At 64.9% G+C, this 12,984-nt stretch carries 13 protein-coding genes; 3 read left to right on the top strand and 10 right to left on the bottom strand.

All coding sequences use genetic code 11. The features are described 5' to 3' along the window. Positions 1–44: 44 nt before the first annotated feature. From PSH81_RS10490 to gspG, 8 genes are all read right to left on the bottom strand, one after another. Entirely contained in the window at positions 45–1,220 is a 1,176-nt protein-coding gene (locus tag PSH81_RS10490; RefSeq protein ID WP_226457388.1) for a substrate-binding domain-containing protein, read from the bottom strand. Between the two features lie 473 nt (positions 1,221–1,693). Continuing rightward, positions 1,694–2,902, bottom strand: coding sequence for a type II secretion system inner membrane protein GspF (gene gspF, locus PSH81_RS10485; RefSeq protein ID WP_192301113.1), 1,209 nt, complete (start codon positions 2,900–2,902; stop codon positions 1,694–1,696). Then, positions 2,902–4,320 carry a type II secretion system ATPase GspE gene (gene gspE, locus PSH81_RS10480; protein WP_192301114.1) on the bottom strand — a complete coding sequence of 473 codons (1,419 nt, stop codon included), beginning with the start codon at positions 4,318–4,320 and terminating at the stop codon, positions 2,902–2,904. The genes gspF and gspE overlap by 1 nt, the downstream gene beginning before the upstream one ends. Positions 4,321–4,762: 442 nt before the next feature. Then, positions 4,763–7,054: a type II secretion system secretin GspD gene (gene gspD / locus PSH81_RS10475; RefSeq protein ID WP_305392459.1), complete on the bottom strand. Its 2,292-nt coding sequence runs from the start codon at positions 7,052–7,054 to the stop codon at positions 4,763–4,765. Further along, positions 7,051–7,554 carry a type II secretion system protein GspM gene (gene gspM / locus PSH81_RS10470; RefSeq protein WP_305392458.1) on the bottom strand — a complete coding sequence of 168 codons (504 nt, stop codon included), beginning with the start codon at positions 7,552–7,554 and terminating at the stop codon, positions 7,051–7,053. The genes gspD and gspM overlap by 4 nt, the downstream gene beginning before the upstream one ends. Continuing rightward, positions 7,547–8,593, bottom strand: coding sequence for a type II secretion system protein GspL (gene gspL, locus PSH81_RS10465; RefSeq protein WP_305392457.1), 1,047 nt, complete (start codon positions 8,591–8,593; stop codon positions 7,547–7,549). Before gspL ends, gspM begins: the two co-directional genes overlap by 8 nt. Further along, positions 8,590–9,459: a type II secretion system minor pseudopilin GspK gene (gene gspK, locus PSH81_RS10460; protein ID WP_305392456.1), complete on the bottom strand. Its 870-nt coding sequence runs from the start codon at positions 9,457–9,459 to the stop codon at positions 8,590–8,592. Before gspK ends, gspL begins: the two co-directional genes overlap by 4 nt. 8 nt (positions 9,460–9,467) lie before the next feature. Beyond that, positions 9,468–9,917, bottom strand: coding sequence for a type II secretion system major pseudopilin GspG (gspG, locus tag PSH81_RS10455; RefSeq protein ID WP_226457383.1), 450 nt, complete (start codon positions 9,915–9,917; stop codon positions 9,468–9,470). A gap of 149 nt (positions 9,918–10,066) precedes the next feature. Here gspG and gspI point away from each other — a divergent pair, with 149 nt between their 5' ends. Beyond that, a complete protein-coding gene (gene gspI / locus PSH81_RS10450) occupies positions 10,067–10,432 on the top strand; it encodes a type II secretion system minor pseudopilin GspI (protein WP_192300938.1) in 366 nt (121 codons plus the stop codon). Here the strand turns inward: gspI and PSH81_RS10445 are convergent. Next, positions 10,419–10,850: a type II secretion system protein N gene (locus PSH81_RS10445; RefSeq protein ID WP_226457382.1), complete on the bottom strand. Its 432-nt coding sequence runs from the start codon at positions 10,848–10,850 to the stop codon at positions 10,419–10,421. The two genes, gspI and PSH81_RS10445, sit on opposite strands and share 14 nt — an antisense overlap. A gap of 91 nt (positions 10,851–10,941) precedes the next feature. On the opposite strand from PSH81_RS10445, the gene gspH reads away from it, so the two are divergent. Together gspH and PSH81_RS10435 are read left to right on the top strand one after the other, a co-directional pair. Next, the gene (gspH, locus tag PSH81_RS10440; RefSeq protein ID WP_305392455.1) at positions 10,942–11,394 is read left to right on the top strand and encodes a type II secretion system minor pseudopilin GspH; all 453 of its coding nucleotides are present in this window, start codon (positions 10,942–10,944) and stop codon (positions 11,392–11,394) included. Continuing rightward, positions 11,391–12,023, top strand: coding sequence for a type II secretion system protein GspJ (locus PSH81_RS10435; RefSeq protein WP_305392454.1), 633 nt, complete (start codon positions 11,391–11,393; stop codon positions 12,021–12,023). The genes gspH and PSH81_RS10435 overlap by 4 nt, the downstream gene beginning before the upstream one ends. Before the next feature lie 6 nt (positions 12,024–12,029). Here the strand turns inward: PSH81_RS10435 and PSH81_RS10430 are convergent, their stop codons facing one another. Beyond that, on the bottom strand, positions 12,030–12,956 hold the full coding sequence (locus tag PSH81_RS10430; RefSeq protein ID WP_305392453.1) for a FecR family protein: 927 nt from the start codon (positions 12,954–12,956) through the stop codon (positions 12,030–12,032). Between the last annotated feature and the right edge of the window lie 28 nt (positions 12,957–12,984).

The following is a 12,984-nucleotide window of genomic DNA, read 5'->3' as shown; positions in this document are numbered from 1 at the left end:
GCACAGGCCGTTGCTGATCGGTGTTGCGGGTCGTTGAAGCGGGGTTACAGCGGACGACCGATGCCGTTGCACACGTTGGACTTGCCGATGCTCAGGGCGCTGGTGGCGGTCAGGAAGTTATCGTTGATCGCGGTTTTCCAGGAGTCTGGCAGAGGCACGAAGCGGTTGTTGCGGATCGCGGTATCGTTGCTGCCGAACGCGCTGAGGTTGTAGTGACGGGTGAAGAAGTTGCGGACCTGGGTGGTCTGGTCAGCGTTGGCGTAGCACTGGCTGAAGATCACGTTGGTGAAGCCCAGGATTGGGTAGCCCGAAGTCGGGTAGGCGACGACGCTTGGGTCGGTAGTGCTGGCAGCGGCGGCGAAGGTTGGAACCCAGGCGTTCTGGTTGGCGACGTTGGTGCCAGTCGGAACCGGTACAAGGGCGATGGCGGCAGATACGTTGGCAGGTGCTGGGGAAACGCCGTTGACCTTGGCAACCTTGGTCGCGTCATCCAGACCGGCCAGAGTGGTGGCCGCGTAGTCCGGGCTCATGTAGGTGATGGCACCGTCGGTGGAGTTCAACAGAGTCATTACCGCTTGGCTGCCCGAGGCAGAAACGGAACCGGCTGGAACCTTCTTGGTCACGTTGCCGTAGCTCTGGGCAAAGTTAGTGGTCACAGCGAATGCCTCGGTCTCGGCGCACTTGGCGTTGAGGAAGCGCGTGAACAGTTCGGTGGTGCCGCTCGCTTCGCTGCGGTAAACAACCTTGATCGTGCCGGTACGGCCCGAACCCGCGATCTGGCTCCAGTCGGTCAGACGGCCGGAGAACACGCCGCACAGTTGGTTGACACTCAGGTCAACGGCAGCAGTCCCTGCCTTGTTGAACGGAATGGCCACCGAAGTCGCCACCGAAGGTACCTGGATCAGCTTGCCCCACGCGGCTTCATGACCGTTCTTGTAATTGAGCAGTTCATCGACCGTCAGCTTGGAGTCGCTGCCAGCCCAGTGCACGTTCTTGGTGCCGGTGCCGAATTGGCTGTAGTCGTTGTTGAGGAACGCCGCTTTGCCTTTGCCGCTGCCAACGCCGATGTAAGGGGCAAAGCCGGTGGTGAGTACGCCAGCAGTCTGGTACAGCGGCTGAGGCAGAGTGGCGCCGCCGCCGTTTACGTCTGCGAATGCAGCTTGTGCCGAGCACAGTGCAGCGAGGGTCATTGATACCGCGAGAACGTTGCGCTTAAACATGAAGAAGCTCCTTTCGTCGTGTTTGTACGTTTGGGGTAGATGGCTCTTGCATGACGCCATGGCTTCGGTCCCAAGCCGTCGTGCGGGGGTGGCCAGGGGTGAAAACCATGGGAGAGAAATTCGCAGTTTCCGATGACGGTTGTAGGAAAAAACCTCGGGAGGAACGCCTTGATTTTTAAAAAGATTCTCGGGTGTTTTGGTCATGATTTTGAGCGGTTTGGGCGCAGGTGACAGCGAGGTTTCAGCGAGTGGGGCTGGAGGCCGTATAGACCTTGGGATGTGACGGAATGAGGAACCCGAGGTAGAACGGGAGCACGATAAATGTGCTGAACACACATAACCCATGTGGGAGCGGGCTTGCTCGCGAATCCGGTGGATCAGTCAATGAATTCATATCTGACCCACCGCATTCGCGAGCAAGCCCGCTCCCACACCAGCACGCTCCCGCATGTGGATTGGGTTTCGCCAGTAGGTCAGGTGACGAGTTGGTTGATCTCGATAATTGGCAGCAACACCGCCATGACAATGACGAGTACGACGGCGCCCATCACCACAATCATCAGCGGCTCCAGCAACGCGGTCATGCCCATCGCCCGCCGTTCAATATCCCGCGACAGCGTCTGCGCCGCACGCTCCAGCATCGGCGGCAGCGAGCCGGTCTTTTCGCCGCTGGCGATCAGGTGGATCAGCACCGGCGGAAACACCTTCTCCACCGCCAGCGCCGGGGCCAGGTTGACGCCTTCGCGCACTTTGGCGGTGGCCTCGCAGACGCACCGGTCGAGGCGGTCGTTGGACAGGGTCTGGCGCGCCGCTTCCAGGGCGCGCAACAGCGGCACGCCGGCACCGCCGAGGATCGCCAGGGTCGAAGCGAAGCGCGCGGTGTTGAGGCCCAGCACAAACCGCCCGATCAACGGCAAGCGCAGCACCCGGCTGTGCCAATTCAGGCGTGCCACGGGATTGCGCAAATACAGGCGCCAGCTCCAGAAACCAGCGACGATCCCGGCAAAACACAGCCAGCCCCAGGCGCGGATAAAGTCGCTGGCGTTGAGCATCGCCAAGGTCAGCCCCGGCAAATCCTGGCGCGCCTGGGAAAATGCGCTGACCACCTGGGGCACCACGTAGCTGAGCAAAAAAATCACGATACCGATGGACACCAGCCCCACCACGCCAGGGTAGATAAACGCCGTAAGGATCTTGCCGCGCAGGTTGTTGCGCTCCTCGATGTAGTCGGCGAGGCGCTCCATCACCTGGGCCAGGTCGCCGGACTCCTCCCCCGCCGCGATCAGCGCGCGGTAGATCGAGGGGAAGTCCCGTGGCCGCGCAGCCAAGGCATCCGCCAGGCGCATGCCGCCACGCACATCGGCACGCACTGCGCTGAGGGTCTGGGCGATGTGTTTTTTCTCGGCCTGCTCCACCGTTGCGCTCAACGCCGCTTCCAACGGCAGGCTGGCACCCAGCAGGCTTGCCAGTTGGCGCGTGGCCCAGGCCAGGTCGTTGTCCGAGAGCTTGGGGGTGAACAGGCTGCTGCCGGCGACCTGCTGGTTGCTCTCCAGCTGCACCAGCAACGCGGTCAAACCGCGCCCGCGCAAGTTGGCAAATGCGGCGCTCTGGCTGTCGGCCTCCACATGCCCGGTCTCGACGTTGCCGCTGGCATCGGCGGCCTCGAAGCGATAGCGATTCATCAGGCGTCCCGTGTCACGCGCAGGATTTCTTCAGGCGCGGTGGCGCCGCTGCGCACCCAGCGCTCGCCGTCTTCACGCATGCTGAACATGCCGGCGCGGCGGGCGGCCAGGCGCAGGTCCTGCTCGCCGGCGCCCTGGTGGATCAGGCTACGCACGTCGTCATCGACGCAGAACAACTCGTGGATACCGGTGCGGCCGCTGTAGCCGACCTGATTGCACTGCGCACAGCCCACCGGGCGCCAGGTACCGGGCGCGGCCGGATCTTCCTGCTTGCAGTGCGGGCACAGGCGACGCACCAGGCGCTGGGCCAACACGCCCAACAACGACGAAGCCAACAGAAACGGCTCGACGCCCATGTCGATCAGCCGGTTGACCGCCGACACCGCATCGTTGGTGTGCAGGGTCGCCAGCACCAGGTGACCGGTCAGCGAGGCCTGCACGGCAATTTGCGCGGTCTCCAGGTCGCGGATCTCGCCAATCATGATGATGTCCGGGTCCTGGCGCAGGATTGCGCGCAGGGCGAGGCCGAAGGTCATGTCGATCTTGGCGTTGACCTGAATCTGGCTGATACCCGGCAGGTCGTATTCCACCGGGTCTTCCACGGTGAGGATATTGCTGGTACTCGCATCCAGTCGCGCCAGCGCCGCATACAGGCTGGTGGTCTTGCCGCTGCCGGTCGGCCCGGTGACCAGCACGATGCCGTGGGGCTGGCGGATCAGCGTGTCGAGGCGCGCCAACAGCTGCGGTTCCATGCCCAGGGTCTCCAATTGCAGGCGCCCGGCCTGCTTGTCCAGGAGCCGCATCACCACCCGCTCGCCATGCCCGGTGGGCACCGTCGACACGCGAATATCAATCGGCCGCCCGGCCACCCGCAGTGCGATGCGGCCGTCCTGGGGCAGGCGTTTTTCGGCAATGTCGAGCTGGGCCATGATCTTGATCCGCGACACCAGCGCGCCGTGCAACGCCTTGCGCGGTGACACCACATCACGCAGGGTGCCATCGACGCGGTAGCGCACCACCGAGTGGGTTTCATAGGGCTCGATATGAATATCGCTGGCCTCGTCGCGGGCGGCCTGGGTCAGCAAGGCGTTGATCATGCGGATCACCGGCGCGCCGTCCTGGGTGTCGAGCAGGTCGGTGACTTCGGGCATGTCTTGCATCAGGCGGTCCAGATCCACCTCGTTTTCTGCCGCGCCGACCACGGCGGCGGCGCTGCCGGTGTCGGCGTAGGCGCTGGTGAGCAGGCCGTCGAGTTCGTCGTCGCGCACTTGTTCGATGGGGGATTGGCCGAATTGGCGGTGGACTTCGCTGATGGACCAGCCGGGGGTTGAGGGGCATACCGTCAGGAGCAGGCCTTCGGCGTTAGTGCGCAGGAGGATGCGTTGGGATTTGGCCCAGGCGTAGGGGAGTAGGCTCATGTTGTTGGCCCTGTTTGTCGGTGTACATATCCGTTTTTTGGGCAACGGCGGCTTATGGTTCCGCTCTTACAGCGGCTCACTTTTGAAAAGCGCAAAAGTAAGCAAAACGCTCTTGCCCCACCACTCGGCACTTCGCCTAGGCTCGGTGTGCCCATAATCCATGTCGAATTCCGGCCAGCGTGTTTAACGGGGCGCCTAAGATCAAAATCAAGAGCCAGAGCACAGTTCCATCTGAATACATGGAGATCCAAATGTGGGAGCGGGCTTGCTCGCGAATGCGGTGTGTCAGTCAACTCATTCATTGGCTGATCCACCGCATTCGCGAGCAAGCCCGCTCCCACAGTTTTGACCCAGTTCATCCCGCCCATTTCGGTCGGCTCTAAGGCCGCCGCGCTCTGGCTTTTGATCTGGGATCGCCCCGTAAAACCACGCTGGCCGAAGATCACTGCGGCACCGCCCGAATCACCGCCCGCGGCCGCTGCTGCCCGCCCGGGATCGCCTTCTCCACCGACGGTAACTGCGGCGCCTGCACATCCGGCATCGCCCAACTATGCTCCGGCTGCAACCCACCCTGTGCCCGACGCATGAATTCATAGCGGTTCAGCGTGATACTGCGCCCCGCGCCACTGTCACGAATGATGTAAGGCCGCAAAAACACCATCAGGTTGGTCTTGTTCACACTGCGCTTTTCATTGCGAAACAGCGCACCCAACCCGGGAATATCCGACAACCACGGCACCGCATCATTGCTCTGGCTGTAGCCATCCTGCAGCAACCCGCCAAGCACCATGATCTGCCCGTCATCCAACAGGATGCTGGTATCGATCGCCCGCTTGTTGGTCACGGTGCCCGCCTCCACCGAGGCCCGCGAGTCGACGCTGCTGACTTCCTGGTAGATGTCCAGCTTGACCGTGCCACCTTCGGAAATCTGCGGCCGCACATTCAGCTTGAGCCCGACTTCTTCACGCTGCACGGTCTGGAACGGGTTGTTGCTGGTGCCGCCACCGCCGGTCACATAGCTGCCGGTGACAAACGGGATGGTCTGGCCGACAAAGATGCTTGCCGCTTCGTTGTCCAGGGTCAGCAGGTTCGGCGTCGACAGCACGTTGGTGCCGCCCTTGCTCTTCAAGGCGCGGGCCAGGACCTTGAGGTCGAGCACCTTGCCGATGCCGGGGATGTCCACGCTGCCGTTGACCAGGCCGATGTTCAGGCCCTTGGGCAACACGTCGATGCTGGTCTTGCTGGTGGGCGTGGCGTTCACACCGCTGCCGCCCAGGTTGACCCCGCCAAAACCGCCCTTGCCCCCCAGGTTGCCGGCCTGCCACTGCACCCCGAACTCGCTGGCATCGTCTTCGCCGACCTCAACGATCAGGCTTTCGATCACCACCTGGGCGCGACGCTGGTCGAGCATGTCGATGACTTCGCGCAGGTTGCGGTACAGCGGGTCCGGGGCGGAAATCAGCAAGGTGTTGGTGGTGGCGTCGGCCTGGATGGTCACACCGCCGGCACTGAAGGCGGTGTCTTGATCCTTCGTAGTCCCGGTGCCGCTGGTTTGTTTGTCCTGGGCATAGCTGGACTGCACGCCACTGCCAGCGGGCGTGCCGCTGCCGTTTTGCGCGGCGCCGCCCTGGGTGTTCTGGCCATTGCCACCCATGGCACTGAGCTTGCCCCGCGCTTCGTCGCTGACGCCGGACTCGCTCTCGCCGGTCAACAACCCACGCAGCGACTGGGCCAGCTTGCCCGCCTGGGCATTGCGCAGGTACACCACGTGCATATTGCTCGGGTTGCTCTGGGCATTGTCGAGCTTATAGATCAGGTTGCGCGCCAGCTCGGTGCGCTCGGGGCTACCGGAACGGATGATGATCGAGTTGGAGCGCGGGTCGCCGACCACGTTGATCTTCTGGGTCTGGTCGGCGCCTTGGGTGTCGAGCAGTTCGGCGACCATCGCGGCGATGTCCACGGCGATGCCGTTCTGCACTTTCACCACGTCGGTATCGATGGCGCTGGGGGTGTCGATGCCGTTGATGATCTGCGCCACGCGCGCGAGGTTTTCGGCGTAGTCGGTAATGACAATGCTGTTGTTGCCGGGGTAGGCGTTGATCGGGTTGTTCGGCGACACGATGGGGCGCAGCACCGGGATCAGGTTCACCGCGTTTTCGTACTGCAAGCGGAAGGTGCGGGTCTGCATGCCACTGCTGCCGGCGCTGTAGATCGGCCCGCCGAGTAATTTGGCATCGGCTTCGGGCACCACCTGGGCGACGCCGCCCACGTCCACCACGCTGAAGCCCTGCATGCGCAGCGCCGCCAGCAGCATGTCGTAGGCCTGGTGCGCCGGCACCTGGCCTTCGCTGACCAGGGTCAGGTTGCCCTTTACCCGGGGGTCCACCAGGAACTGCTGGCCGGTGGCACGGGACAAGGCGCGCACCACCGCCTGGATGTCGGCGTCGACAAAATTGAGCTGCACCGGCTGGTCACCCAGTGGGTTGCGTGCCTTGAGCACCGCCGGGGCATGACCACGGGCGCTGCTGGTGATCGGATGTTGCACGGCGGGCTTGGGCGCCAGTTCGCGCTGGCGCTCCAACGCGCTGTCGCCGCCGCTGCGCCGGGTGTCGGCCAGGGGCTGGCCGAGTTCGCTGTCCACCAGCAACGGCTTGGTCGATGGGCTGTTGCATGCACTCAGGGCCAGCAACAGCAACGGCGCGGCCAAACGGAAAGGGGGGACTGACCACTTCATGAAGCTTCCTTAGCGCCAAGCGCCTGATCCATGCGAACGGTCCCGGACACAGTGCCGGCCGAGTTGTCGAGGGCGTCCGGGGCACGCTGTAAGCGCGCCGCGGACACCTCCAGGGAAAACGAACGGGGGCTGCCCAACAGCCAGTCCACCACGGCGTCGGCCGGGGCGTTGTCGAAGGTCAGTTGCCAGCCGCCGGGGGCCTGCGCCTGCAAGTGGTAATGACCTTGCAGACCCGCGCTGTCGAGGGCCTGGCGCAGCGCCGCTTCATCGGCCTGGCGTGGCGCGGCGACGCCTTGCAACAACACCTGCAAGGCTTCGGCCTGGGCGCGCAGCTTGGGGGTTTCGACCTGCCAGTAAGCGATCTTTTTCAACGCTGGCTGGACCAGCACCAGCCAGGTCAACAGGCTCGCCAGCACCAGCCCGGCGCCACTCAGCAAGCGTTTTTCGCGCAGGGCCAGGCCGCTCCAGAACACACGCCATCGAGCCTTCCACTTATTCATCGCTGGCTCCCGCTACGGCCGGGCCGATGCTCCAGCCGTGTTCTTCGCGAGTCGCGGCAAACCCGGCCTGGGCCAAGGCGGCCTGCCACTCGGCCTGGGCTACCGGGTTGCGGGTGTCGGCGAGCAATTGCAGGTGCAGGCGGCCCTGTTCAAAGGTCAGGCGCTCGACGCTGGCGACCATAAATGGCAGGTTGCTGCCCGCCAGTTGCAGCAGGCTGGAAAAGCGCTGGCCAGCATCGGCACCCGCGCCGCTCTGGCGCGCCGCCAATTGCTGGCGCGCCTGCTGCAACGGGTTGAGCACCACCGGCAATTCGGGAAACGCCTGGCGCACCTGTTGGCTCATCAACCCCTTGAGCCGCTGGCCTGCGTCGGCCTGGCGCGCCGCGTAAAGGTTGAGGCCCAAGGTCCAGATCGCGACAGCCAGCGCGACACACGCCAGCGCCCTGCCCCAGCCGCCGCTCGGCGTATGACTGAGGCCTGCGTGCAAGCCCCAGCCGGGCACGGCGCCGCTCCAGCGTTGCGCGGCGTCCACCAGCGGCCTATCCAACGGTGGCTGGCCCAACGGGTGCACCGCGCCTTGTTGCAGGCTGTCACGTGTCAGCAGGTAGCCTTCGTCCAGCGCCGCCGTGCCGACCGGCAAGGCATAGGGCGCCGGGTACAGGCCGCGCAGTTTCAGTTGCAATTGGGCCAGGCGCTCCAACCCGGCCTTGGGCAGCCACGCCACCTGCACACCGCCGTCGCTGTCACGCGGGCCGTGGGCCACGTGCATCTGTTCCACCGCACCGAGGATCAACGCCTGTGCGGCGCAGGCCACGGCGGCGGCGGTTTTCGCCGCGGGCAGTGGTGGCAATTCCAGGCGGGTGAGCAGGCTGTCACGAGGATGCAGAAAGCACTCCAGCGCCTGTCGACGATTGCGCAATTCGGCCAGGCTGGCGTAGCCCTCATCAATCACCACGCCACGCTCAAGCGAGGCGAATTTGACCTGGCTGTCGGCGCTCAATTGCTCCAGTGGCGGCAAGCCAATGCGCAGGCGCTTCATACGCCCACCCGCGACCAGATCACTTGCGGTTGGCGGTCTTCGGGGCGGTGCAGCAACGCATCGATCGTGACCCGGCGTTGCTCACGCCGCGCCTGGCCCTGCACGCGAAACCACTCACTGGTAATCCCCACCAGCACCGATTCCACAGCGACCTGTGGCAAGTGCAGGCGGTTGACGAAATCCCCACGGTTGATAAACCAGCGCCCGCTGTCGCGCTCGGCCACCAGCCCCTGGGCCTGGGCCAGGCTCAGTTGCGGCACCACTGCACTGAGCACTTCGGCGCTGGCGGTATTGCCGTTGACCCAGGTCTGGCCGGGCAGCACGCTGATATACGCCTGCAAGCGGCGCAACAGTTGTGGATCGAGCCCTTCGATTGCGCTCAACTCGTCCAGGCTGCGCAGCATCGGGTATTTGGCCGGTACTTCATACGAGCCGATCACCCGCTGGCTGATGCGCCGGCTCACGGCAGGGTCGACGCCCAGCGTGCGGCACAGGCGTTCAAAGCCCTGCAACTGCTCGGTATCCACCTGCTGACGATTGACCAGGTTGCGCAGGTTGAACTTGCCCTGCTCGTCGTCGATGCGCCCTTCGAACACGCCGCCCTGCACCCGTGCCCACGGCTGGTCGAGACGGGTCAGCACATCCTTTTGCCGCGCCTCCCAGAGCATCTGCCGGCTGCGCTCCAGGCTGCCCTGCAACAGCCATGTGCCCTGCAGGCGCAACTGGTCGGCCTCCAGGCTGCGGGTGAACACGGTCTGGCGGGTGAGCATGGCGCCGGCCAGCACCGCTACCACCGCGGCGATCAGCAACGCGCTGATAATCGCCATGCCGCGCTGCTTCGCCGCTGTGGGCGAATGCCGTTTCATGGCGCGCCTTACAACTGCCAGGAGCCGATGTCGGCGTTCACGCCGTCGCCATCCGGTTGGCCATCGGCGCCGAGGGAGAACACGTCGATCTCGCCGTTGGCGCCCGGGTTGAGGTAGTGGTACGGATGGCCCCAGGGGTCGTTGGGCAAGCGGTCGAGGTAGGCGCGCCAGCTGCCGTTTTTCGCATCGGCCGGGCGCTCCACCAACACGTTGAGACCCTGGTTCATGCTCGGGTAGGTGCCGTGGTCGAGGCGATAGAGTTTCAGCGCCTGCATCAACCCGCCGATGTCCTGCTTGGCGGCTGTGGCGCGCGCCTGGTCCGGGCGGTCGAGCACCTTGGGCACCACCATCGCTGCGAGGATGCCAAGGATGACCACCACCACCATGATCTCGATCAACGTGAAGCCACGCTGGCTGCGACGGCTCTGCATCGGGGACTTCAGGGGCGCGATTTCCATCTCGACATTCCTTGGCTTGAGTGCATTTCGAGGCCGCAGTGTTGCAAGAACACATGTCAGTCGTATTGAAAATCCTCGGGAGTTTCGGTCGCCAATCGGTCAACTCGCGGCGTTAGTCTGCGGGCCTGTTTCCCCGGTTTGAGAGCGCCATGCACGGCCGTCGCAACGAGAGCGGTTTTACCCTGATTGAAGTGCTGGTGGCGCTGGCGATCATTGCCGTGGCCATGGCTGCCGCCGTGCGCGTGGCCGGCTTGATGACCCAGAGCAACGGCCTGCTGCGCGACAAGTCCATGGCGTTGCTGGCGGCGCAGAGTCGCCTGGCGGAGCTGCGCCTGGAAGGCGGGCTGCGCAGCGGCAAGAAGACGTTCGAGTGCGATCAGGGCCGCCTGAAGCTGCGCTGCGAACAAACCATCAACGCCGATGGCCGACTGTTTCAGGTCGCGGTACGAGTGCTTGATGCCAGCCGCGAAGCACCGCCGCTGGCGTGGTTGCAGACGCAGGTCATGGCCGAGTGAGGCGCGGCAACGCGGGGCCGTCCGGCAGCTTTTCGAGGTGGACGCGAACCTTCTCGCCCGCACGTTCGATCTCCACGGCATCGCCCTCGATGGCCGTCAACCGCACGCCGGGGCTGAGGCGTTCACCCAGTAAAAAGCTGCGCGGCGGGCCGTCGTTGAGGCTGAGGATCGCCACCGCACCACGGGCCCCGGCAAGCACGCCGGTGACTTTGACCTGGGGCGTCGTCGCCACATTGGAAAACCACTGCAACGCCGGATTATCGCTGCGGGCGGCCAGCGCCTGGGGTGTGGCCGGTGGCGTGCTGGATTCGGCGGATGTGAGCAGCAGCGGCGCCCAGATGGCGACACCAGCCAACGCCGCCAACACGCCCAGGGCCTGCACGCCATGGGCGGGTGAAACACGAAGGGGAAATGCCATGGGGGACCTCCTGTTTGTCCGTGGCCTCAGCCTACAGGCCAATTCGCACTTTTTTATTTCACAACCTCGCCAGTTCTCCAGGTGCCGACCGATGAAACAGCAAGGCTTCACCCTGATCGAACTGATGGTGGTGCTGGTGATCATCGGCATCGCCAGCGCCGCCATCAGCCTGACCATCAAGCCCGACCCGCTGCAGCGGCTGCGCAAAGACGCCGAGCGCCTCAGCCAACTGCTGCAAATCGCCCAGGCCGAAGCCCGCGCCGACGGGCGGCCGATCACCTGGCGCGCGGATGCCAAGGGTTATCGCTTCAACCGGCGCAGCGATGATGGCGTGGGCGTGGACGCGTTCCAGGGCGACAGCTCATTGCGCCCGCGCCTGTGGGACAGCACACCGATGCAGATCAACATCGAGCCGCGACAAACCCTGGTACTCAACGCCGAATGGATCAACCCACCCCTGCGCGTAGTGCTGTCGGACGGGCAACACAGCCTCAGCCTGCAACGCGACCCCGCCGGCCTGCTGCGCGTGGTGAGCCAGCCATGAATAAGCCCGCTCACTACAAAGGCAATTTGTCGGTTCATGCAGTGCAACGGGGCTTCACCCTGATCGAAGTGATGGTGGCGATCATGCTGATGGCGCTGGTCAGTGTGATCGCCTGGCGCGGGCTCGACAGCGTCACCCGTGCCGACCAGCACTTGCAGGCCAGCACTGAACAGACCGAGGCGCTGCTGCGGGCGCTGAACCAGATGCAACGCGACCTCAGCCTGCGCGCCAGCGTCGAACTGACCGCGCCCGAGGCGCCAAAAGCCGAGGGGCTGGCCGCGGTGACTGTGCGCAGCTCCGACAGCAAGGGCTTTCGTCTGGAGGTGATCCGCAGCGCACCGGCGTTGGGGGACGGCCTGCAACGCGTGCGCTGGTGGCTCAAGGGTGACGCGCTGTACCGCGCCGCCGCACCGGCACGGGATCGCTTCCCGCTGCCGGCGGCAGTGGATGGGGTGATGGTGCTGGCGGGCGTCAGTGACTTGCAGGTGCGGGTGTGGGAGCAGGACAAGGGCTGGCGGCAGTTGAGCGGCAATCGGCGGGACGACCCATTGGGGCTGGAGATCAGCCTGGTACGCCAGACGCCCCAGGGGGTTGAGCGCTATCGGCAGGTGGTGGGGCCGCTGAAGTAAGGCGGCTCAGCTCAACAACACCACGCCACCCGGCAGTTCCGTGCACTTGGCGCCGTACGCATCGCGAATCAACAAGGCCACCCCGGCCAGTTGCTGCAAGCTGAAGCGGGCCTGCACGCGACGCTGGCCCAGCTGCTTGTTGAGCAGCACCAGCATGCCCGGCCGGTAGCGGTTGATCTCGTCCACCACCGTGGCCAGCGTGGCGTTGTTGAACACCAGCACCTGCTCGCGCCAAGCCACCACAGCCTGGGTATCCACCGCCACCACAGCACCGATACCCCCTGCGCCATAGGTCAATTGCCGGCCGCTGCCCAGGCTGACGCTGTTGCCGCCCACGTCCACCGACAGCGAGCCTTCGATGCAGGTGACGCACACCGTCTGGTCAGTGTTGCGCACATTGAACCGCGCCTGGGCCGCACTCACCCAACCGGCGCCGGCCTGGACCTTGAGCGGCTGCGCCAGGTGGGCGACCACTTCGACTTCGCCTTCGAGCAATTCAATGCCCGGCCCGATACGGCTGATGCGTGTCTGCGTGTTGAGCTCCAGGCTCACGCCGTCGCTCAACAGCACTTGGCGCTGCTCGCCGACTTCGGTGCGATAGTCCGCCGTGAGCCCGGCAAAGCCGCCCGGCGTCCCCACCCGCACCATCACCACGGCGGCCGAAGCGGCAATCGCGCCACCGAGGAATGCACGGCGGCCGAAGCGACGCGGCTGCGTCGCCTGCTCAAGGGCCGGGCCGAGTTGCTGCCACAGCACTTTGGCCTGCTCGAACGCCTGGGCATGTTCCGGGCTCTGCTCGCGCCAGGCCTGCAAGGCCTTGGCATCGGCCACGGTGGCGCGGCCCGAGGTCAGCAGGAGCAGCCAGTCGCGGGCTTCGTCATGCAGGGGGCTGGCGGATGTTTCCCGGGCGGTGGAGAGGCTAAAAATGTTCAAGCGCGCACATACTCACGGTTTTATCAGG

It is taken from the genome of Pseudomonas sp. FP2335, from assembly GCF_030687535.1.
Lineage (GTDB): Bacteria > Pseudomonadota > Gammaproteobacteria > Pseudomonadales > Pseudomonadaceae > Aquipseudomonas.
The sequence above is the reverse complement of the archived record's forward strand: the minus strand, read 5'-3'. Positions and strand labels throughout refer to the sequence as shown.

Excerpts from the sequence above, each read along its gene's own strand:
- PSH81_RS10490 (WP_226457388.1), bottom strand. The coding sequence starts at position 1,220 with ATGTTTAAGCGCAACGTTCTCGCGGTATCAATGACCCTCGCTGCACTG.
- gspF (WP_192301113.1), bottom strand. The coding sequence starts at position 2,902 with ATGAATCGCTATCGCTTCGAGGCCGCCGATGCCAGCGGCAACGTCGAG.
- gspE (WP_192301114.1), bottom strand. The coding sequence starts at position 4,320 with ATGAGCCTACTCCCCTACGCCTGGGCCAAATCCCAACGCATCCTCCTG.
- gspD (WP_305392459.1), bottom strand. The coding sequence starts at position 7,054 with ATGAAGTGGTCAGTCCCCCCTTTCCGTTTGGCCGCGCCGTTGCTGTTG.
- gspM (WP_305392458.1), bottom strand. The coding sequence starts at position 7,554 with ATGAATAAGTGGAAGGCTCGATGGCGTGTGTTCTGGAGCGGCCTGGCC.
- gspL (WP_305392457.1), bottom strand. The coding sequence starts at position 8,593 with ATGAAGCGCCTGCGCATTGGCTTGCCGCCACTGGAGCAATTGAGCGCC.
- gspK (WP_305392456.1), bottom strand. The coding sequence starts at position 9,459 with ATGAAACGGCATTCGCCCACAGCGGCGAAGCAGCGCGGCATGGCGATT.
- gspG (WP_226457383.1), bottom strand. The coding sequence starts at position 9,917 with ATGGAAATCGCGCCCCTGAAGTCCCCGATGCAGAGCCGTCGCAGCCAG.
- gspI (WP_192300938.1), top strand. The coding sequence starts at position 10,067 with ATGCACGGCCGTCGCAACGAGAGCGGTTTTACCCTGATTGAAGTGCTG.
- PSH81_RS10445 (WP_226457382.1), bottom strand. The coding sequence starts at position 10,850 with ATGGCATTTCCCCTTCGTGTTTCACCCGCCCATGGCGTGCAGGCCCTG.
- gspH (WP_305392455.1), top strand. The coding sequence starts at position 10,942 with ATGAAACAGCAAGGCTTCACCCTGATCGAACTGATGGTGGTGCTGGTG.
- PSH81_RS10435 (WP_305392454.1), top strand. The coding sequence starts at position 11,391 with ATGAATAAGCCCGCTCACTACAAAGGCAATTTGTCGGTTCATGCAGTG.